We start from the raw sequence: 19,176 nt of genomic DNA, 5'->3' as shown, positions 1-19,176 counted from the left end.
ATCAGGGAATATTGTTTTATTCTACACAGCATCCTATGAAAAAAATCATCCTGTGCGCGCTGTTCCTGGCGGGCGTGCAACACTTGTGTGCCCAACATTTGTATGGCATACGGGGATCTTCTTACGGAGGCAGCCTGAACATGCTGCACAATCCGGCTTCTATTGTCAATACTCCCTTTCCGTGGGATCTTACGCTTTTAGGTTATCAGCAGCTGCAAAGTACCAATGCTGTGTATTTGCTGAATGGCAGCTTGTTGGGCTGGCCCGATACGTTTCACTATCGCTATACCGAAGGGCACTTCAAAAGATATGCATTGGTGCAAGGCGATGTGAATTTGCTGAATGCACGCATTGCGCTCGATCGCAAAAGAGCCATAGGTTTTGGGATCAGTGCGCATGCCTATGGATGGGCACACACCAGTCCACTTACAGTATCAGATACGGTTGGCAGCTTGCGAAGCTTTCTCAATATCCAGCAAGAACGCGATTTCAGTGGTAAGCTAACTTCATCCGGTTGGTTGGAGATCCATGCTACCTACGCACAAACATGGATTGACAATGCTGTTGCCAGGCTCAATGGTGGCTTCACCATAAAAGTGATGCGGGGTGTAAGCGGCGCATTTGCCCGTGTAGATGAATTGCAGGTGCGCGAACGCACGCTTCCCCAGGGCAATGTATATCAGTTCCCTCAACTCAGCATGAAATATGGTTATTCTTCTAATTACGATCAGCAGGTGGCAGACAATACGTATGATTTTTTAAATCATTCACAGGGAAGCATAGCTGTTGACATGGGTGTGGAATATCTGATTAAAAAACAGGAACCGGTCAATTATTATGCGCCTGACCCGTATTATGATTACTGGTGGAAAATAGGCATCAGCTTGCTGGACATCGGGCACAATCGTTTCAAATATGGGCAACAAAGCCGGATGGTTAATCAGGTACAAAATTTTGTTACGGATTCTATTGTAGAACAAAAATTAACCAACATTTCATCATTGCAGGCATTCAATGATAGCATTCAGAACCTGGTTGTGCAGATCAATAGTCTCAATGGGATGTTTTCCATCAGCAATCCCACCCGATTGATCATAGATGTGGATCATGCATTTCAGGATCATTTTTATTTCAATGCATCTGTTTGTTTGCCTGTTTCTGTGCTGACGCATGGCAGTGCAGGTGAAATCAGAAGCAATGAATGGCTGATGTTTACCCCGCGCTGGGAAAAGAAGCGACTGGGCGTATATATGCCTTTGCAATACACGGTAGAACAGCGGTTCTGGATTGGCCTTGCTGTGCGGGCAGGACCTTTGCTAATGGGTATTCATCATTTGCCCGGGTTATTTTCATCCAGACAAATCACCCAAAGCGGAGGGTATATAGCCATTACCATTCGGCCTGATCAGCTCACACCGGTACATCGGGATAAACGCTTGAACTGTCCGAGGTTTTAATCATCAGGTTATGAACAGACAGTTGCATGCTATCAAAAAATTTCTCGATGAAAAATTTGCTTTGTATCATCATCCGGATTTCATTGCTCATGATCCGATTTCTGTTCCTCATCGTTTTACCCAATTACAAGACATCGAAATATCTGGATTTTTTACGGCGTTGATGGCCTGGGGAAGCCGCACCAGCATTATCAATAGCGCCAATCGCCTGATGCAGCTCATGGATGATGCACCTTATGAATTTATTACCCAACATCAGCCAGCCGATCTGAAACGTTTTTTATCATTTTCCCATCGTACATTCCAGCCAACAGATTTATTGTTTTTTATTTCTTTTTTGCGGGAATATTATCAACATTTTATATCGCTGGAGTCGGCCTTCGCAGCCTATCTTAGCCCTAATAGCGAAACAGTGGAAGCTGCATTGAATGGCTTTTACCAAACTGTGTTTTCTGATGAATATCCCGAGCGAACAAAAAAGCATCTGCCTGCACCTTTTCGCGGTTCATCGTGCAAACGGCTGAACATGTTTTTACGATGGATGGTACGACGCGATGATATGGGTATTGATTTTGGCTGCTGGAAGCAGATCAACCCGCATCAGCTGATATGCCCGATGGATGTACATGTGGTGCGGGTTGCTCGCAGGTTGGGCCTGATCGATAGCCAAACGGTAAATTGGAAAACTGCCTGCCTGCTCACCCAAAAATTGCGTACTTTCGATGCAGATGATCCGGTGAAATATGATTTTGCATTGTTTGGTCTTGGAGTCATTGAAAAATGGGTATGATCTTCGCTTAGGATATGTATAAGCTGAATGAAAATAATTTCATATGTCCCTCATGCAAAAAACATGGATTTTTGTTTTGCTGATCAGTTGTTTGCCTGTTGCCTTATCTGCACAATCGGTGCAGCTGCAGTATGTATTTCAGCAAGGGAATGTGTTTGAGCTTCGTGTACAGGACAGATCCGAAACCTATCTTACCATTCAGGATGAACATCAGCGTACTTCCACACAGGGCCATTATACTTTAAAGCTGAAAGTGGTAAACACAATGCCTGCCACATCTTCAGCACTCATTGAAGCCAGGTATGAAAAAATTTTTCTGACAGCATCATCCCAGGACGTAACCAATACCATTAATACAGAAGGCAGCGAGCAGGATGCATTGAATCTGGTATTCCGCCGTATCACCGAACGGCCGTTTTATTTCACCATTCAAAGCAATGGCACCATTCAAGACATGGAAGGGATAGATAGCCTGATTCATTATGCCGTTGGTGCAATTCCGGCAAAAACTTCCAAATCAGACCGGCAGGCCATTATCAATTTTGTGCGGGAACAATTTGATGCAGATGCATTTCGCAATCAGTTTATCAGTCTGTTTCCCCGATATGCTGATCATGCTGTGCAGGTGGGTGATGGCTGGACAGACATTGTACAGCTGGCCGGGCGGTTGGGTGGAAGTCTCACAACAGCCTGGAAACTGGATTACGGGGATAAATTCGGGTTGAAAGTATCCGCACAGGGGAATATGATAAGCAATCAATTCGCTGTCATTGATTTGGGAGGTGGTATCATGGGCAATGTAGATGTGCGTGGCAATACACAATCATCTTATCTGATAAGTGCTGAAAACGGCTGGCCTACGCGCAGTGTACAACATACTGAAATCAGTGGAGAATATATATACCGTGCAGCTTACAACAAAAAAATAAAACAGGATATTCATGTGCCAATAAGATATGTACATGATTTGCAGTATGAATTGATTCACTGATGCTTTGTCAGGAGTGTTTTTATTATGCTTTTAATTTTGCAGGTATCCCTTTTTCTCAGGCAGAAGAGAGAAAGGCGAAAAGGGTGTTTGTAAAAATAACAACAGGCAACCTTCAAGTTGCCTGTTGTTTTGATGTCGAATAGTCGCTATGATTTATTTTGGAGCCGTAGTTGTTACTTCAAAAAGTTGTTGATGGGGCACTACTTTCACCTTTGTACTATCGTTCAATGTTTTGGAAACAGCATTATAGGGAGCGGAAACCACCACATCGCCAGCCTGTAATCCGGAATCAATTTCAATAAAATTATCGTCCTGAATGCCTGTTTTCACGGGCACCATACGCACCAGGTTCTGACCGGTTAGTTTAAACACCACTTCCTGTTGATCAGTGTTGTTGCTAAATGTAGCATGATTCTGATTTTTATTTGAAGATATATTGCGCAATGCAACGGCATTGATGGGAACTGCCAGTACGTGATGGCGTGTTTCAGTTTGTATGTTTACACTGGCGCTCATGCCCGGCCGCAGCGGAAAGAAACGGGGTCTTTTGGGATCAAACAAATCGGCATAGCTACTGCGTAGGATACGGATATGCACGGTATAGTTGGCCACCTGATCGGCGGATGATGAAAGGGTTGCTGCCGTAGATGTTTGCTGAGCTACGGCCTGGCTTGAGGGGGCTACCTGCGTAACGAGGCCTTTAAATTTGCGATCATTGTAGGCATCTACTTCAATGATAGCGGTATCACCCAGTTGTACTTTTGGAATATCATTTTCGCCCACATCCACCCGTACTTCCATGACGTTCATATCGGCAATGCGCATGATTTCGGTACCAGCCATTTGGGCGGTACCCACTACGCGTTCGCCTTTTTTCACGTCGAGCACAGACACAATGCCATCCATCGGAGCTGTAATGGTTGTGCGGTACAGGTTATCTTGCGCCTGTTTCAAATCGGCTTGTGCTGATTGCACGGCAAACTGTGCACTCTTTACTTGTTGCTGTGCGGCTTCATAATCTGCAAGTGCTGAATAATAAGCACTTTCAGCCTGTTCAAATTCACTTTGTGCAATTACTTTTTGTTGCAATAATTGTTTGTCTCGATCGTAGGTATATTTGGCCTGATCCAGGCGGGCCTTGTATGCGCCCAGAGCAGCCTGTGCATTGGCCAGTTGTGCTTGCGCCTGTTTTAACGTAGCTTCAGAACGTTGCACGATTGAACTATAAATATCAGCATAAACACGCGCCACCACCTGGCCTTTATGTACGGAATCGCCTTCGGCCACCGGCAAATCCACAATTTCACCCGATACATCCGAACTTACCCGCACTTCTGTTTCGGGATAAATTTTTCCGCTGGCGGTGACTACTTGTGTGATGTCTCGATAAGTAGCCGTATCTACAGCCACTTGCACCGCATCGCTACCGCCAATCACACCTTTTGATTTTAGTACAAGCAATATAATTACTCCTACAACCAGCAGTCCAATTATCAGGTATAAAGTTCTTTTTTTCATATGCTATGAGTTATATTGTTTTTCCGATGAAATTAAAATTGAACATGCAATGTTTGATAAAATTCTAACACTTTTACTCTGAAGATATAATTGTATTTTGCAGTTAGCATATTAACAGTTGCCTTGAATAAATTATTCTGGCTGGTTAGATAATCTACTGCATTCAATAATCCCAGTTCATAGCGTTGGGTTGCATAATCATAGGCTATGCGCGCAGCTTCGAGTGCTCGTATGGTTGCCCGATATTGTTCTCTGGCTCCTTTTGCATCTGCATAAGCCTGAAAAATATCCTGTCTTAATGTGATTTTGTTTTGCTCTGCGGTAAGTTGTTGATTTAACAAATTCAGTTGTGCACGTTTTACATTCGTGCGGGCGGTATATCCATTAAAGATGGGAATATTCACTCCAATGCCGATTGATTGATTGAAATTATTGTTGAGCTGGCTGCCCAGCGGACTTTTGTAAGATCGATATACCGGTTCAGTTTGCGGTAAAGAATTTACTTTATAATCCACACCATTGATATTAACCGTGCCGATCTGAACGGGTGGTACCATGATGGTATCAACATAATATTGCGAGAACGTGCTGGCATAATTGGTACCTAAGCTACCGGATAAATAAACGGTAGGATACAGAGCGCCCTTTGCTGCTGCCAGTTGTTTTTTATCGGCCAGCAAAGTAAGCGAATCAGCCAGGACCTGCGGTTGTATGCCCACGGCCTGTTCATAAATTTGCTCAGGCGTGATTGCATCCAGATTCATGACCGGAATAGCATCTACATTCATTTGCGTATCAACAGCAAAAGGCGCATCGGAAGGCAGGTTTAGAATAGCCTTCATTTGCAGGATGGATAAAGTGAGGTTGTTTTCGGCCGTGATGAGTGAAGCGCTATCAGATGCCACCTGGGCTTGTATATCGGCCAGATTGCTTTCCGGTAATGCGCCAGCAATTACCTGTTTACGCGTATTTTCCAGCTGGGCAATCGATAAATTCAATTGTTGCCGGGTGGCTTTTAGTTGTTCCGTGTTCAGCAGAATCTGCAAATAAGCGGTAGCTACATTCAAGGCCACATCATTTTCCATTTTTCTTTCCAGCTGCTCGCTTGCTGCCAATGTATATTTGTTGGCCTGAATGGTATGTGTTTTCTGTAAACCACTGAATAGGTTCAGACTCATATTCACACTACCACCCAGATAATACAATTGATTGTTGACAAACTGATTGGTGGTGGGGTCAATGGATCGCCCGAAGTTAAATCCATTGTTGATTCCGGCATTGAGACTGGGCAATCGGGAAAGGCGGCTCTGCTGAAGAATAAGCTCATTCAGCCGTTTTTGAATGTCTGCCTGTTTAATTTGAATATTATGCTCAAGGGCATAATCAACACATCGCTGCAATGACCAGGTTTCCTGCGCAAACAAGGCAGGAGAATAGATGAGCAAAACCATCAGGCATCCTGTGAATAAATATCGCATAGCAGATATAGATGAAGGCATTTTTAGCAAATATATCATACCCTATCAGGAATGAAATTTAAATTTGGGATAAACGGGCTTTTTTCTTCAGGAATGGCAATTTTACCCCATTTCATTTAAGAAGGCAATGTCCTGTAACTTTGAGCCAATTTTCTTGCATCATGTACACCGATTTTCTGGTTATTGGCTCTGGCATTGCAGGATTAACCTACGCACTTAAGATTGCCCGGCATTTTCCGCAAAGGCAGGTTACCGTGCTTACCAAAACCCGGGAAGATGAAACCAATACCAAATACGCCCAGGGAGGAGTGGCCGTAGTCAATGATCTGGAACACGATAGTTTTGAACGCCACATTGAAGATACGCTGATCGCAGGAGATGGGCTTTGCAACGAAGAGATTGTGAAAATAGTGGTCAGGGAAGGGCCTGAAAGAGTGAATGAAATCATGGCATGGGGGGCGCGGTTTGACCGGGATGCATTGGGTGAATTTTCCCGCGGCCGCGAGGGAGGCCATTCCCGCCATCGGGTGCTGCATCATAAAGACAGCACAGGACGCGAAATGGAAAGAGCCTTGCTTGAAGCCGTGCACCAGCAGCCTAATATTCAGTTGCTGAGCCATTGTTTTGTCGTGGATCTGATTACCCAGCATCACCTGGGATATCTGGTTACCAAATCTACGCCCGATATTACCTGTTTTGGGGTATATGTGCTGAACCTTCATACCCAGCAAATTGAAAAGCTACTGGCGCCCATCACGCTGCTGGCTACCGGTGGTTGCGGAAGAGTGTATCGCACCACCACCAATCCGCCTATTGCCACGGGCGACGGCGTGGCCATGGTGTATCGTGCCAAGGGGCGCATTGAAAACATGGAATTCATCCAGTTTCATCCCACAGCCCTTTATCAACCCGGGAAAAGTTCCACTTTTTTAATTTCAGAAGCCGTGAGGGGCGAAGGCGCCATATTGCGCAATCACGCCGGCGAAGCTTTTATGGAACGTTATGATGCGCGCAAGGAACTCGCTCCCCGCGATATCGTGGCCCGTGCCATTGACAATGAAATGAAGCGCACAGGTACTGAATTTGTGTACCTGGATTGTACAACAATTCCCGAAGATCGCTTCCGCAGCCATTTTCCGAATATCTATAAAAAATGCAGGGAATTAAATATCGATGTACGGCACGACTGGATTCCTGTAGCACCTGCCGCTCATTACAGCTGCGGCGGCATTAAGACCGATGCCTGGGGGCGCACTTCCATCCGCCGCCTGTATGCATGTGGTGAATGCGCCTCTACCGGCCTGCACGGCGCCAATCGGCTGGCATCCAATTCCCTGCTTGAAGCCATGGTATTTGCCCATCGCTGTTATCTGGATAGTGTGGAGCTTATCCAGCAACCCTTTCAACTGCCCAATGTGCCCGATTGGGATGCGGCCGGTACCACTGCTCCCAAAGAAATGATTTTAATTACCCAAAGCTTAAAAGAATTGCAACAAGTAATGAGTGATTATGTGGGCATTGTACGCTCCAATACCAGATTGCAACGAGCTATGAGAAGGCTCGATCTGCTTTTCGAAGAAACGGAAGAATTGTATGAGTCCACTGTTCTGTCGCCCCAGTTATGTGAATTGCGAAATATGATTACAGTGGCTTATCTGATTGTGAAATGCGCCATGTTCCGGAAAGAAAGCCGTGGCCTGCATTTCAATACGGATTATCCGGAAAAAAGCAACATCATACAAAATATTGTTCTGTAAAGCATTTCAGGCATGGGGTATTATTTGTTGTTTGCAGCCTGCTATCTCATTTCCCTGCTTCCTTTTCCGATTCTGTATATCCTGTCAGATGTGTTGTATGGGTGCGTTTATTACCTCATCGGATATCGGAAAAGGCTTGTACGAGCGCATTTGGCCCAGGCTTTTCCCGAATCAGATGCTGTGGAGTTACGAAAAATCGAAAAAGCATATTATCATGATTTGTGCGATATGGTGGTGGAAACCATCAAAATGATGACCCTTTCACCGAAAACCCTCCAACGCAGATTTCGATGCGATTTAAGCCTGTTGCACCGGCTGGCGGCAGAAGGCAAAAGCTGCCAGATTCAATTAGGGCATCGGTTTAACTGGGAGTGGGCCAATCTGTATTTCAAACTTGGTACCACTGTTCCATTTCTGGTGGTGTATATGCCGATCAGCAATCCGAATGTGGAACGGCTGATGAATTACATTCGCCGGCGGTTTGGTACGGTGCTGATTCCGGCCGATCGGGTATTGGAAGCCATGAAACCCTGGCAATCGCAACCACATATCACCATTCTAGTGGCCGATCAAAACCCTTCCAGTGCCCGGAGATGCTATTGGGAAAATTTTCTGAACCGACCCACGGCTTTTTACAAAGGACCCGAGCTTATTGCACGCCGCTTTGGAGAAGTGGTGATATTTGGCGATATTCAGAAAATCAAACGAGGATATTACCACGCCATCATTCAGGAAGCATTTCCTGATCCTGCGCGTACGGCAGAAGGGCAAATCAGCCATGCCTTCAGCCGGTTTCTGGAACAAAAAATCCATGAACAACCGCACAATTGGCTATGGAGCCACAGGCGATGGAAACACCAGCCTCCGCCCGGTTGGGCTGGCGCAGAAAAATAATTCCATTAACTTGTGGATGAAAAACACAGCTCCATGAACCGATGCCTCTGGCCGGCCGAAGACCCGCTCATGATTCAGTATCACGATACCGAATGGGGCGTGCCATTGCACGATGACCGCAAATTGTTTGAATTTCTGGTGCTGGATGCTTTTCAGGCCGGTCTGAGCTGGCGAACCATCCTCTACAAAAGAGAACAGTTTCGCAAAGCTTTTGATGCATTCGATCCGGAGTGTATAGCTAAATATGATGCCCGAAAGATTCAACAACTGATGCACAATGCGAATATCATCCGCAACAGAATGAAGATTGAAGCCACGGTGGAAAATGCCCGCCGGTTTTTGGAAATCTGCTCCCGTTACGGAAGCTTTGATCAGTTCATCTGGCAGTTTACCAATTACCAGACAATCCATCATCATCTCCAACCGGGTCAGCCGGCGCCTGCCACCTCAGCCGAGTCGGATGCTATGAGCAAAGCTTTACGGGCAGCAGGATTCAAATTTGTGGGGTCCACCATTTGTTATGCATTCATGCAGGCCGCGGGCATGATCAATGATCATGTGGTAACCTGTTTCCGGTACAGCGCCTTACAAGAAAATTCATCAGTTTAATACGTTCTTTTCTTCTACAATTTCAATTTGCGGTTGCTGGCGGATTTCCCGAAAACCACCGGCAATATTGCGCAGGTTGTGGATACCTTGTTGTTTCAGCAGGGAGCATGCTATCACGCTCCGGTAGCCGGTTTCACAATGCACATACAGGTTATGATGGTCTTCTATGTGCATGAGGCTCACCGGATCCCGCATATCTTCCAGCGGAATATTGATGGAGCCTCTCACATGCGCCTGGGCGTGTTCGGTTTCGTGACGTACGTCCAGAATTACCATCCGTTGATCGTAAGGGATATCCAGGGCAAACTCTTCGGGGTCGACAGTGATGATCATGTCTCTGGGTTCACCTGCTTCCAACCACGCTTGAAACCCGCCCTGCAGATAACCCATCACGCTGTCAAATCCTACACGCGCCAGTCTTGTAATGGCTTCTTCTTCCTTGCCCGGATCGGTTACCAGCAAAATGGGTCGATGATAGGGCAACAGGCGCCCGGCCCATTCAGCAAAACGACCGCGCAATCCGATGTTTAAAAAGCCGGGAATAAACCCTTCCACAAAGGTTTCCGGAGCACGGGTATCCACACATAGTACCTGTTCCCTCCGCATGTGTTGCTTAAACTCAGTTACTGTAAATCCCACCAGGCTCCGTTCCAGCACCCGATGGAGCTGTTCGTATCCTTTTTGGTTTATGCGAGCATTGATATGAAAGTAGGGGGGTGCCTGTGAAAGGCCATGAGTCACTTTTTCGATAAATGTTTGTCGGTCGTCTGCAAGCAGGGCATAATTGCTTTGTTTTTGCTCGCCCAGGGTACTGAAGGTTTCCTTTCCGATCTGTTTCCCGCAGGCCGAGCCTGGCCCATGCGCCGGATAAATAATGAGATCGTCGGGCAGAGGCTTGATTTTTTGCTGCAGGGAGTCAAACAAATATCCCGCAAGCTCTTCGGCAGAGAATCCCCCACTGGAAAGATCAGGCCGGCCTACGTCGCCCACAAACAGGGTGTCGCCGGTAAACAAACAATACGGTTTGCCCGACTCGTCGTACAACAAATAGCAACTCGATTCAATGGTATGGCCCGGTGTGTGCAACAGCTGCAGCTTGATTTTCCCCAGCTGAAATTCTTCTCCATCCCGGGCAATATGCACACGATATTCCGTGGCAGCCTGCGGGCCAAACACAATCTGTGCACCCGTTTTTTCGGCCAGGTCCAAATGGCCGGATACAAAATCGGCGTGAAAATGTGTTTCGAAAATATATCGGATCACCGAACCCGTTTGGGCTGCCATTTCCAGATAGGCTTCCGTATCCCGTAACGGATCAATAACAGCGGCTTCTCCCTCTGATGCAATGAAGTAAGCCGCTTCCGAAAGGCAACCCGTGTACATCTGCTTTATCAACATGGCTATAATTCGCTTCTTTTCAAAATTACAGTATTTCAGGGTAGTATAGGCAGAAAAAAAGCTGCCGAAAAAGCAGCTTTTTCAACCTGGTAGCCAACTGCGGCAAAACATTCTTGCTCGCAGATCACATGGATAACGGAAATGAAATGAATCATTTTTCCGGTTTCAGGGCATATAGTTCATCCACCACCCGGGCAATGGTTTCCAGCGCTTCGGTATCCAGAGAATAGTAGATGAATTTCCCATCCCGCTCATATTTCACGATATGATTTCTCCGCAAAATGGAAAGATGCTGCGACGCTACTGATTGTTCCAGGCGAAGCTTTACATAAATTTCAGTAACCGTCATCCGCTTATGTTCCTCCAGCAGCTTGATGATCTGTTGCCTGAGTTTGTGGTTGATAGCCCGAAGCACATGCGCTGCAATCCGAACATGATAATAGTCCAACTTGATCACATCCTCTGGCCCGGTTCCCTTGGAAATGGTCAGGGTATAAGATGAGGTGGGCATAATGGTTTTTTCCATGTTATATGATTTAAAACTGAAAATCGGTTTTCCGGATATGTTTTTGTACTTGCATATTGATTACAAAAATATCTTATATCTTTAAATTGAAGAAATCTTTATGCATAGCTTCGTAAGCTGTTTGTCACAAGATAATAGGTTTTTTAAGAATTTAACAGAATGTTGATGAGGCTTGTTCATTATTTTCCTACGTAGGTGGGTTTCAGGTAAAAAGGCTCGGCATAAGCCAGGTCAGCAAATTGTCCGGAGCAGAAAGCGCGCTCAGCCAGTTCGGCCATGTGGGAGGCATGGAGCTGATAGGTGGTATCCAAGGCAATTTTAACTGACAGAGGCTGAAGTTTGTTGATTATCCGATCAGCACCTTCACCGAAAACATGCATGGGCAGGTAGTTTCGCCAGGTTGAAAAATCTTCTTCGTCCAGCTGCACAGGTCTGGCAGGCTCAATGGTTGTGCCGTCGGTCTTGTACAAGGCAGCATAAACTTCATTTTTTCGGGATTTTAACACGGGTACCAGAAAGCCTGGTTCATGGATTTCCGGATGCAATTGCCGGTAGCCGGCAGCCATAATTTCCATTGTGGGTAGCAATATCAGCTGGCAATTCCAGGCATAGCACAATCCTTTTGCAGTGGAAAGTCCTACCCGCAGGCCGGTATACGATCCTGGCCCGGCACTCACAGCGATAGCGTCTATGGCTGTACCATTCAGCTGCAATTGGCTAAGCCCGCGATATACATAGTCGGCAATGTAAGCCGCATGATCTTCGGCCTGGCTATGTCCAAAAGAAGCCACCACCCGGCCTTCTTCAGCGAAGCTAACAGAGCCTGCCGCTGTTGCGGTATCAATCAGAATCAACCTGGCCATGTCTTATCCTGTAAGTGCGTTTGCAAAGGTACAACCATCTGGTACTATGGAAAATGTTTCTGTCCACTAACCTGAATTGGCTTATTTTTACCTCGATTTTGTAACCAACCTCAAAAACAAATTGCGATTGATTTATGGAAAAAACTGTACTACAAACCCCTCACGCTCCCTCCCCCATTGGCCCTTACAGCCAGGCCATCCAGGCAAATAATCTGGTATTTATTTCCGGCCAGATTGCCATTGACCCGGCTACCGATCAGATGATCAAGGGTGATATCGTAGAAGAGACCCATCGGGTGATGCAAAACCTGAAAGCCATATTGGCTGCGGCTGGTATGGATTTTCAACATGTAGTTAAGACTACGATCTTTATTCTGGACATGCAAGACTTTTCAGCTGTGAACGAAGTATATGGCAAATACTTTCAGGAAAGTTTTCCTGCCCGTGAAACCGTACAGGTAGCGGGATTGCCCCGGGGTGCACGTGTGGAAATCGCCATGATTGCGGCCAAATAAAAGCTCAGGAGTTTATGCGAATCCTTGGTTTGTTTTACCCTTGAATTTGTTCCACCTAATGGCATACACGATTCAGCCTTCCACGTTGGGTTTTCTGCGCCAGCTCAGGCAACACAATCATCGGGCCTGGTTTGAGCAGCATCGGGATGAATACCTGCTGGCCCGGGCCGATGTGGAGCAGCTGGTAGCCGGGGTAATTGAGAAATTCAGCCAGATAGATTCTGCCATAGCCGGTTTAGAGCCCAAAGATTGCCTTTTCAGAATTTACCGAGACACCCGTTTTTCAAAAGATAAAACGCCTTACAAGACCCACCTGGCAGCCAGTTTTCATCGCAATGGCAAAAAGGTACATGCGCCCGGTTATTATCTGCATCTGGAGCCCGGAGGTAAAAGCTTCATTGGTGGGGGCATCTGGCATCCTTTCCCGGAAGATTTGAAAAAAATCCGCCAGGAAATAGACTATAACCTCGAAGAATTTGAGCAAATCCTTCACCAACCTGCCTTTCGGCGTCGTTTTGGGCAACTGACCGATGAGGAAGCCTTGCAACGCCCTCCCAAGGGCTATGCGGCTGATCATCCCGGTATAGCCTATCTGAAGATGCGAAATTTTGTCGTCGGACACGAAATAAGCGATGAAGAAGTACTATCACCAAAGCTACTGAACCAAATCGTTAGCAGCTTTGCTTTGATGAAACCTTTTATTGATTTTCTTTCCCGCGCGCTCGACGATTAAGCCAACCAGCCTTGCCGGTAGAGGTATTCGGCGATTTGCACGGCATTGGTAGCCGCCCCTTTGCGGAGGTTATCGGCCACAATCCACAGATTCAGGCTTTTGGGTTGCGATTCATCCCGACGGATGCGGCCCACAAATACTTCATCTTTTTCATGCGCACAAATTGGCATGGGATATTTTGACTGAGCCGGATCGTCTATCACCACCACGCCGGGCGTATGTTCCAGCAGCTGACGCACTTCTTGCAGCTCATATTCGTTTTCAAATTCCACGTTTACCGATTCACTATGGCCACCTATCACAGGAATGCGCACCGTTGTGGCAGTAACCCGGATGGTATCGTCGCGCATGATTTTTTTGGTTTCATTGACCATTTTCATTTCCTCCTTGGTATAACCATTTTCGAGAAACACATCGATCTGAGGAATTACATTCAGATCAATGGGATGGGGATATACTTTCTGGGCTTCGCGGCCGGCACGTTCGTCCATCAGTTGCTGTACGGCTTTAGCACCCGTTCCGGTGACAGACTGATAGGTGGATACCACCACACGTTTTACCCGGTAAGCCTTGTGCAGCGGGTTGAGCACCATCACCATCTGAATCGTGGAGCAGTTGGGGTTGGCAATGATTTTGTCTTCGGGCGTGAGTACATCGGCGTTGATTTCCGGAACCACCAATTTTTTGGTCGGATCCATTCGCCAGGCCGATGAGTTATCTACCACGGTGGTGCCCACTTCGGCAAAGCGGGGTGCCCAGGTGAGTGAAGTGGAGCCACCTGCCGAAAACAATGCCAGTGCAGGTTTGGCCTGGATAGCTGTTTCTGCATCCACAACCCGAAATGCCTCACCCCGGAAGGAAACCGTTTTGCCTACCGATTTTGCAGAAGCCACAGGAATCAGTTCCGTAACCGGAAATTTACGTTCTTCCAGTACCTGCAGCATTTTGGTGCCAACCAGCCCCGTGGCACCTACAACAGCAACTTTCATCTGTAATTGTTTACTTGTAAAAAGTTATAAAAAAGATAACCGGCGGCAAAGATAGAACAGATGAATGGAAAAATAGGGAGGCCTTTGTCAAATATCCATAAAAATACAACTTGATAATTTGGATAATTTCCAAAAAACAACCCAACCTATTGAACAAGATCAATATCAAAATGCATCAGATCCACAAACTGGCGAATGCGCGTTTCGATGTCTTCCTGCGAAATTTCTTTCAGTCGTTGTACACCGAATTTTTCCACGCAAAAAGAAGCCAAGGCTGAACCCACTACCACAGCCGTTTTCATGTTTTCGAATGAGAGATCTTGGGTATGAGCAATATATCCCATGAATCCGCCAGCGAAGGTATCGCCTGCTCCGGTGGGGTCGAAAACTTCTTCCAGAGGCAATGCCGGAGCAAAGAAAGCATGATTCTTGTAGAACAGCAGGGCCCCGTGTTCGCCTTTTTTGATGACCAGATAACGGGGTCCCATCCGGTGAATGGCTCGGGCAGCTTTTACCAGCGAGTATTCGCCACTGAGCTGGCGAGCTTCGGCGTCGTTAATCAGCAAGGCATCTACCTTGGTCAGCACTTTTTTCAGCTCTTCCATCTGGGTATTCATCCAGAAATTCATGGTATCCATGGCAATGAGCCGGGGCCGATGCCGCAATTGCTCAATGACGTTCATCTGTACCACGGGAGAAAGATTGCCTAACATCACATATTCGGCCGATTGAAAACTTTCCGGAACTACCGGCTGAAAATCGGCCAACACATTGAGCTCTGTAACCAAAGTGTCCCGGCTGTTCATATCCAGATGATACCGGCCTGCCCAATAAAAACTTTTCTGATCCTTTTTAACCTGCACGCCGCCCAGATCCACTCCTCTGGCTTGCAGCTCTTTTAGTTCCTGCTCCGGGAAATCGCCACCCACCACCGAGATTTGCTGCACCGGTTGCACAAAGCAGGATGCTGCCCAGGCAATGTATGTAGCTGCACCTCCTACGATACGATCGGTTTTCCCGAATGGTGTCTCAATTGAATCAAAGGCCATGGAGCCAACCACGAGTAATGACATATCCGTTGGTATGAAAACCCTGTAAAGGTAATGAGATCCTCATTTTATGAAAGAGAATTCTTCCTATTCCCTTGATTTCTATCAGGATATGCTTATCTTTATCTGCCAGTTGCTCCTGATTCCCGCTGTACTCACCCCGTTTAACCCCGGTTGCTGTTCATGAAGGACAACCCTATAACTGAATTTTTTCATTTTTTTCACTTGCAGTTATTTTGCGTATTTTTTACACATCAAAGCCTGTTTATGTTGTCAATCCGGCTCTGCAGGCCGGATTGACTTTTCTATCCTTGGCTTGCTGAGCTTTTCCCTACCTTTGCAGGCTGAATTTGCAAGTCATGGAAATTCGCAATGTTGCCATCATCGCTCATGTGGATCACGGGAAAACTACGCTGGTAGATAACATGATTTACCAGACCCATGTGTTGCGCGAAAATCAGGAAATGGGAAGCCTCATTCTGGATCAGAATGATCTGGAGCGGGAAAGAGGGATTACCATTTTTTCCAAAAACATCAGCATTTTTTACAAGGGAGTAAAAATCAATATCATTGATACACCAGGGCATGCCGATTTTGGAGGGGAAGTGGAGCGGGTATTGCGCATGGCCGACGGGGTTTTGCTTCTGGTGGATGCCTTTGAAGGCCCGATGCCGCAAACCCGGTTTGTATTGCAAAAAGCCCTGCAACTGCAACTGGTACCTATTGTGGTGATCAACAAGGTTGACAAGCCCAACTGCCGTCCTGAAGAAGTGCACGAAGCCGTGTTTGAATTGTTTTTCCAGTTAGATGCCACTGAAGAGCAGCTCAATTTCCCCACCTATTACGGCTCCGGAAAGCAAGGATGGTTTAATCAATCTTTGCAGCCCAGCCAGGATATCACACCCCTGCTGGATGGCATTATTTCCCATATTCCGGCTCCGCAGGTAAGTGAAGGACCATTGCAACTGCAGATCACTTCCTTGGATTATTCTTCTTTTCTGGGAAGAATTGCTATCGGTAAGGTACAGCGGGGCAAAATCTGCGTCAATCAGCCTGTATGCCTGGTTGCTGCAGATGGTAGTGTGCGGCAGGCCAAGGTGAAAGAACTCTATGTGTTTGAAGGGCTGGGTAAACGGAATGCCACAACCGTTGAGGCTGGCGATATTGCTGCTATTGTGGGATTGGAAGATTTTGCCATTGGCGACACCGTTGCCGACATACAGCATCCCGAACCTTTACCGCCTCTGGAAGTGGAGCAACCCACCATGCACATGCTGTTTGGCATCAACAATTCTCCCTTTTTTGGAAGAGATGGAAAATATGTAACCTCACGGCATTTGCGGGAAAGATTGATGAAAGAAACCGAAAAAAACCTGGCTCTTCGGGTAGAAGAAACCGAAAGCCCGGATAGCTTTCTGGTGTATGGCCGGGGAGTGATGCATCTGGGGGTATTGATTGAAACCATGCGTCGCGAAGGATACGAGTTAACGGTGGGACAGCCGCAAGTACAAGTGAAAATAATTGACGGGCAGCGTTGTGAGCCGTATGAAGAACTGGTGGTGGATGTGCCGATGGATTGCGCCAGCAAAGTGATTGACCTGGTTACCCGCCGGAAAGGCACACTTTTAAACATGCATACCAAGGGGCACATGCAGCGTCTGGAGTTTGAAATTCCCTCGCGCGGACTTATTGGGCTGCGTACCCAGCTGCTAACAGCCACTTCCGGAGAAGCCATCATGGCCCATCGTTTTGTGGCCTATAAACCCTGGAAAGGTGCTATTCCTTCCCGTATCAACGGGGTACTGGTGGCCAAGGAAACCGGCACCGTTACGGCCTATGCATTGGATAAGTTGCAGGACCGGGGCATATTCTTCGTAGAACCGGGAGAAGAAGTGTATGGGGGGATGATTGTGGGTGAAAACAACAAACCCGGTGATCTGGTGGTCAATACCAATGAAGGGAAAAAACTCACCAACATGCGCGCCAGCGGCAGTGATGCAGCCGCGCAAATCATACCCAAACGCCGTATGTCGCTGGAAGAATGCATGGAGTACATCCAGCAGGATGAATGTATTGAAGTTACACCTTCGCATATTCGCATGCGCAAAGTGATCCTCGATGCCGAACAACGCAAAAAACAGCAAAAAATCATGGCCCCTTCCGAATAAGCTGGAATCGTTCGGCTTTTCTATTGAAATGCATTTAAATCCTTAACCGACCCTTTCCAATAACCCGATTGAGTCGGCCATGAAATGCAACTTTCATCAGGTAAAAGCTGCTTGTGCAGCCCAGGATGGAAGATTAAGCTACAGGTTCCGTAATCATCAATGGCATGATGAGCATCAGCAAATCTTCATCCTCAGCCTGAGATGCCGGTTGCAGAATAGCTGCCCGGGAAGGGGTTGACAGGTCAAATCGAACCTCATCGGCATCTATGACGGCCAACATTTCCAGCAGGAAACGGGCATTGAAGGAAATGCGCATATCCTCGCCTTCATACTGGCAACTGAGGCGTTCACTCCCCTCAAAAGAATAATCAATATCCTGAGCCGATAATTCCAAAGTACTCCCCTGTAGGGTGAAAATCACCTGATTGGTAGCCTTGTTGGCAAACACACTGATTCTTCGCAGGGCCTGTTGCAGATCCGTACGGGAAATCACCAGATGATAGGGACTATCCACCGGAATGACCACCCGATAGTCCGGGAACCGTGCATCAATCAACCGGCAGGCAATTTCCATGGCATCTGTCTGCAAGAACAGGTGGCTTTTGCTTAATGAGGCCTGGATGGTGACCTCGTCGTCGAACAACCCTTTCAACAGGTTAAGCGGCTTTCTGGGTACGATAAAACTAACCGGTTTGCCCGCGGCCAGAGTGGATGCACCTTCTGCAAGCCCCCCTTTTTTCACGTATTTTACCAGGCGGTGAGAATCTGTAGCCACAAAAGTAGCTCCGTCAGCATCCAGTTCAAACAGCATACCGGTCATGGCAGGCCGCATATCATTGGTACTGATGGCAAATATGCCTTTCTGAATAGCTGTGAGTAAAGTTTTGCCGGAAAGGGAAAAAGTTTGTTCTACAGAATCAGGCTTCGGTTCACGGGGAAAGTTTTCTGCTTTTTCTCCCATGATTTTATATCGGCCGTTGTCTGAAATGATTTCCACCACACCGGTATCGGGATGCACGTGAAAAGTCAGCGGCTGATCGGGCAGATTTTTCAGGATTTCCATCAATACCTTGGCCGGAATGCATATTTCACCTGCCTGATTGGACTCTACAGGGATGTTGATTTTCAAAGATGTTTCCAGATCCGTAGCGGCAGCCGTAAGGCGACCCTCCTTTGAACCTTGCCTGCCGGCAGGCAGGATTTGCAGGAAAAAATCTTCCAGCACGGGCAAAGAGGCATTGGTGCCTACTACCCCGTAAATCAGCTGCAAATGCTTAAACAAAGCATGAGAGGAAACAATGAACTTCATGCGGTTCCGGTTTGTATATCAAAAATGGATGATGATTACTATCTGCTCCGCTCGCAAAAGAGCCGGTGAGCAAATATAGAAATTATTGCATCAAGCGTACATGCAAAAACGGATACCGCATGAAAGAATCTT

The 19,176-nt window shown here is 46.8% G+C and carries 17 protein-coding genes; 9 read left to right on the top strand and 8 right to left on the bottom strand.

Annotated elements, in window-relative coordinates:
- Window positions 1-35: 35 nt before the first annotated feature.
- The 3 genes from BM367_RS05540 to BM367_RS05530 are packed head-to-tail and all read left to right on the top strand — an operon-like array spanning window position 36 to window position 3,238.
- Window positions 36-1,457 (top strand): DUF5723 family protein, encoded by a 1,422-nt coding sequence (locus tag BM367_RS05540; protein WP_143103963.1) that lies wholly within the window; start codon window positions 36-38, stop codon window positions 1,455-1,457.
- A gap of 10 nt (window positions 1,458-1,467) precedes the next feature.
- Window positions 1,468-2,247, top strand: a complete 780-nt coding sequence (locus BM367_RS05535; RefSeq protein WP_092458764.1) for a TIGR02757 family protein — start codon at window positions 1,468-1,470, stop codon at window positions 2,245-2,247.
- A gap of 52 nt (window positions 2,248-2,299) precedes the next feature.
- Entirely contained in the window at window positions 2,300-3,238 is a 939-nt protein-coding gene (locus BM367_RS05530; RefSeq protein ID WP_143103962.1) for a DUF6263 family protein, read from the top strand.
- Between the two features lie 153 nt (window positions 3,239-3,391).
- On the opposite strand, the gene BM367_RS05525 is transcribed toward BM367_RS05530, so the two are convergent.
- Window positions 3,392-4,756: an efflux RND transporter periplasmic adaptor subunit gene (locus BM367_RS05525; RefSeq protein ID WP_092458760.1), complete on the bottom strand. Its 1,365-nt coding sequence runs from the start codon at window positions 4,754-4,756 to the stop codon at window positions 3,392-3,394.
- Window positions 4,757-4,788: 32 nt separating this feature from the next.
- Complete coding sequence (locus BM367_RS05520) at window positions 4,789-6,234, bottom strand: TolC family protein (RefSeq protein WP_177224117.1); 1,446 nt, start codon at window positions 6,232-6,234, stop codon at window positions 4,789-4,791.
- A gap of 161 nt (window positions 6,235-6,395) precedes the next feature.
- Between BM367_RS05520 and nadB the strand changes: the two genes are divergently transcribed.
- Genes nadB through BM367_RS05505 form a run of 3 tightly spaced genes read left to right on the top strand, consistent with a single transcriptional unit; the run spans window position 6,396 to window position 9,494 of the window.
- On the top strand, window positions 6,396-7,991 hold the full coding sequence (nadB, locus tag BM367_RS05515) for an L-aspartate oxidase (protein WP_177224116.1): 1,596 nt from the start codon (window positions 6,396-6,398) through the stop codon (window positions 7,989-7,991).
- Window positions 7,992-8,003: 12 nt separating this feature from the next.
- Window positions 8,004-8,885 (top strand): lysophospholipid acyltransferase family protein, encoded by an 882-nt coding sequence (locus tag BM367_RS05510; RefSeq protein WP_092458756.1) that lies wholly within the window; start codon window positions 8,004-8,006, stop codon window positions 8,883-8,885.
- A 33-nt stretch (window positions 8,886-8,918) separates the two neighbouring features.
- Window positions 8,919-9,494, top strand: a complete 576-nt coding sequence (locus tag BM367_RS05505; protein ID WP_092458754.1) for a DNA-3-methyladenine glycosylase I — start codon at window positions 8,919-8,921, stop codon at window positions 9,492-9,494.
- Here BM367_RS05505 and BM367_RS05500 read toward each other — a convergent pair.
- The 3 genes from BM367_RS05500 to tsaB form a co-directional block, all read right to left on the bottom strand.
- On the bottom strand, window positions 9,486-10,892 hold the full coding sequence (locus BM367_RS05500) for an MBL fold metallo-hydrolase (RefSeq protein WP_092458752.1): 1,407 nt from the start codon (window positions 10,890-10,892) through the stop codon (window positions 9,486-9,488). The two genes, BM367_RS05505 and BM367_RS05500, sit on opposite strands and share 9 nt — an antisense overlap.
- A 151-nt stretch (window positions 10,893-11,043) precedes the next feature.
- Window positions 11,044-11,418 (bottom strand): ArsR/SmtB family transcription factor, encoded by a 375-nt coding sequence (locus BM367_RS05495; RefSeq protein WP_092458750.1) that lies wholly within the window; start codon window positions 11,416-11,418, stop codon window positions 11,044-11,046.
- A gap of 179 nt (window positions 11,419-11,597) precedes the next feature.
- Window positions 11,598-12,281, bottom strand: a complete 684-nt coding sequence (tsaB, locus tag BM367_RS05490) for a tRNA (adenosine(37)-N6)-threonylcarbamoyltransferase complex dimerization subunit type 1 TsaB (protein WP_092458748.1) — start codon at window positions 12,279-12,281, stop codon at window positions 11,598-11,600.
- A 134-nt stretch (window positions 12,282-12,415) separates the two neighbouring features.
- Here tsaB and BM367_RS05485 point away from each other — a divergent pair, with 134 nt between their 5' ends.
- Window positions 12,416-12,796, top strand: coding sequence for a RidA family protein (locus BM367_RS05485; protein WP_092458745.1), 381 nt, complete (start codon window positions 12,416-12,418; stop codon window positions 12,794-12,796).
- Between the two features lie 58 nt (window positions 12,797-12,854).
- Window positions 12,855-13,529, top strand: a complete 675-nt coding sequence (locus tag BM367_RS05480) for a DUF2461 domain-containing protein (protein ID WP_092458743.1) — start codon at window positions 12,855-12,857, stop codon at window positions 13,527-13,529.
- Here BM367_RS05480 and BM367_RS05475 read toward each other — a convergent pair.
- Both BM367_RS05475 and BM367_RS05470 read right to left on the bottom strand, forming a co-directional pair.
- Window positions 13,526-14,518: an aspartate-semialdehyde dehydrogenase gene (locus BM367_RS05475; protein WP_092458741.1), complete on the bottom strand. Its 993-nt coding sequence runs from the start codon at window positions 14,516-14,518 to the stop codon at window positions 13,526-13,528. The genes BM367_RS05480 and BM367_RS05475 overlap by 4 nt on opposite strands.
- A 146-nt stretch (window positions 14,519-14,664) precedes the next feature.
- On the bottom strand, window positions 14,665-15,591 hold the full coding sequence (locus BM367_RS05470) for a PfkB family carbohydrate kinase (RefSeq protein WP_092458738.1): 927 nt from the start codon (window positions 15,589-15,591) through the stop codon (window positions 14,665-14,667).
- Between the two features lie 335 nt (window positions 15,592-15,926).
- Here BM367_RS05470 and typA point away from each other — a divergent pair, with 335 nt between their 5' ends.
- Window positions 15,927-17,735: a translational GTPase TypA gene (gene typA / locus BM367_RS05465; protein ID WP_092458736.1), complete on the top strand. Its 1,809-nt coding sequence runs from the start codon at window positions 15,927-15,929 to the stop codon at window positions 17,733-17,735.
- Window positions 17,736-17,868: 133 nt separating this feature from the next.
- Here typA and dnaN read toward each other — a convergent pair whose 3' ends face one another.
- The gene (dnaN, locus tag BM367_RS05460; protein ID WP_092458734.1) at window positions 17,869-19,044 is read right to left on the bottom strand and encodes a DNA polymerase III subunit beta; all 1,176 of its coding nucleotides are present in this window, start codon (window positions 19,042-19,044) and stop codon (window positions 17,869-17,871) included.
- Window positions 19,045-19,176 lie beyond the last annotated feature (132 nt).

The organism is Thermoflavifilum thermophilum (assembly GCF_900116565.1).
In the GTDB taxonomy this organism is placed as follows: domain Bacteria; phylum Bacteroidota; class Bacteroidia; order Chitinophagales; family Chitinophagaceae; genus Thermoflavifilum; species Thermoflavifilum thermophilum.
Note: the sequence above shows the minus strand (reverse complement) of the source record. Positions and strands in the feature narration are given on the sequence as shown.

What these genes read in the sequence shown, in the direction of transcription:
- BM367_RS05530 (WP_143103962.1), top strand. Translation starts at nt 2,300, where the DNA reads ATGCAAAAAACATGGATTTTTGTTTTGCTGATCAGTTGTTTGCCTGTT.
- BM367_RS05540 (WP_143103963.1), top strand. Translation starts at nt 36, where the DNA reads ATGAAAAAAATCATCCTGTGCGCGCTGTTCCTGGCGGGCGTGCAACAC.
- BM367_RS05520 (WP_177224117.1), bottom strand. Translation starts at nt 6,234, where the DNA reads ATGCGATATTTATTCACAGGATGCCTGATGGTTTTGCTCATCTATTCT.
- dnaN (WP_092458734.1), bottom strand. Translation starts at nt 19,044, where the DNA reads ATGAAGTTCATTGTTTCCTCTCATGCTTTGTTTAAGCATTTGCAGCTG.
- BM367_RS05505 (WP_092458754.1), top strand. Translation starts at nt 8,919, where the DNA reads ATGAACCGATGCCTCTGGCCGGCCGAAGACCCGCTCATGATTCAGTAT.
- BM367_RS05525 (WP_092458760.1), bottom strand. Translation starts at nt 4,756, where the DNA reads ATGAAAAAAAGAACTTTATACCTGATAATTGGACTGCTGGTTGTAGGA.
- BM367_RS05480 (WP_092458743.1), top strand. Translation starts at nt 12,855, where the DNA reads ATGGCATACACGATTCAGCCTTCCACGTTGGGTTTTCTGCGCCAGCTC.
- BM367_RS05535 (WP_092458764.1), top strand. Translation starts at nt 1,468, where the DNA reads ATGAACAGACAGTTGCATGCTATCAAAAAATTTCTCGATGAAAAATTT.
- typA (WP_092458736.1), top strand. Translation starts at nt 15,927, where the DNA reads ATGGAAATTCGCAATGTTGCCATCATCGCTCATGTGGATCACGGGAAA.
- BM367_RS05495 (WP_092458750.1), bottom strand. Translation starts at nt 11,418, where the DNA reads ATGGAAAAAACCATTATGCCCACCTCATCTTATACCCTGACCATTTCC.
- BM367_RS05470 (WP_092458738.1), bottom strand. Translation starts at nt 15,591, where the DNA reads ATGTCATTACTCGTGGTTGGCTCCATGGCCTTTGATTCAATTGAGACA.
- BM367_RS05475 (WP_092458741.1), bottom strand. Translation starts at nt 14,518, where the DNA reads ATGAAAGTTGCTGTTGTAGGTGCCACGGGGCTGGTTGGCACCAAAATG.
- BM367_RS05485 (WP_092458745.1), top strand. Translation starts at nt 12,416, where the DNA reads ATGGAAAAAACTGTACTACAAACCCCTCACGCTCCCTCCCCCATTGGC.
- BM367_RS05500 (WP_092458752.1), bottom strand. Translation starts at nt 10,892, where the DNA reads ATGTTGATAAAGCAGATGTACACGGGTTGCCTTTCGGAAGCGGCTTAC.
- BM367_RS05510 (WP_092458756.1), top strand. Translation starts at nt 8,004, where the DNA reads ATGGGGTATTATTTGTTGTTTGCAGCCTGCTATCTCATTTCCCTGCTT.
- tsaB (WP_092458748.1), bottom strand. Translation starts at nt 12,281, where the DNA reads ATGGCCAGGTTGATTCTGATTGATACCGCAACAGCGGCAGGCTCTGTT.
- nadB (WP_177224116.1), top strand. Translation starts at nt 6,396, where the DNA reads ATGTACACCGATTTTCTGGTTATTGGCTCTGGCATTGCAGGATTAACC.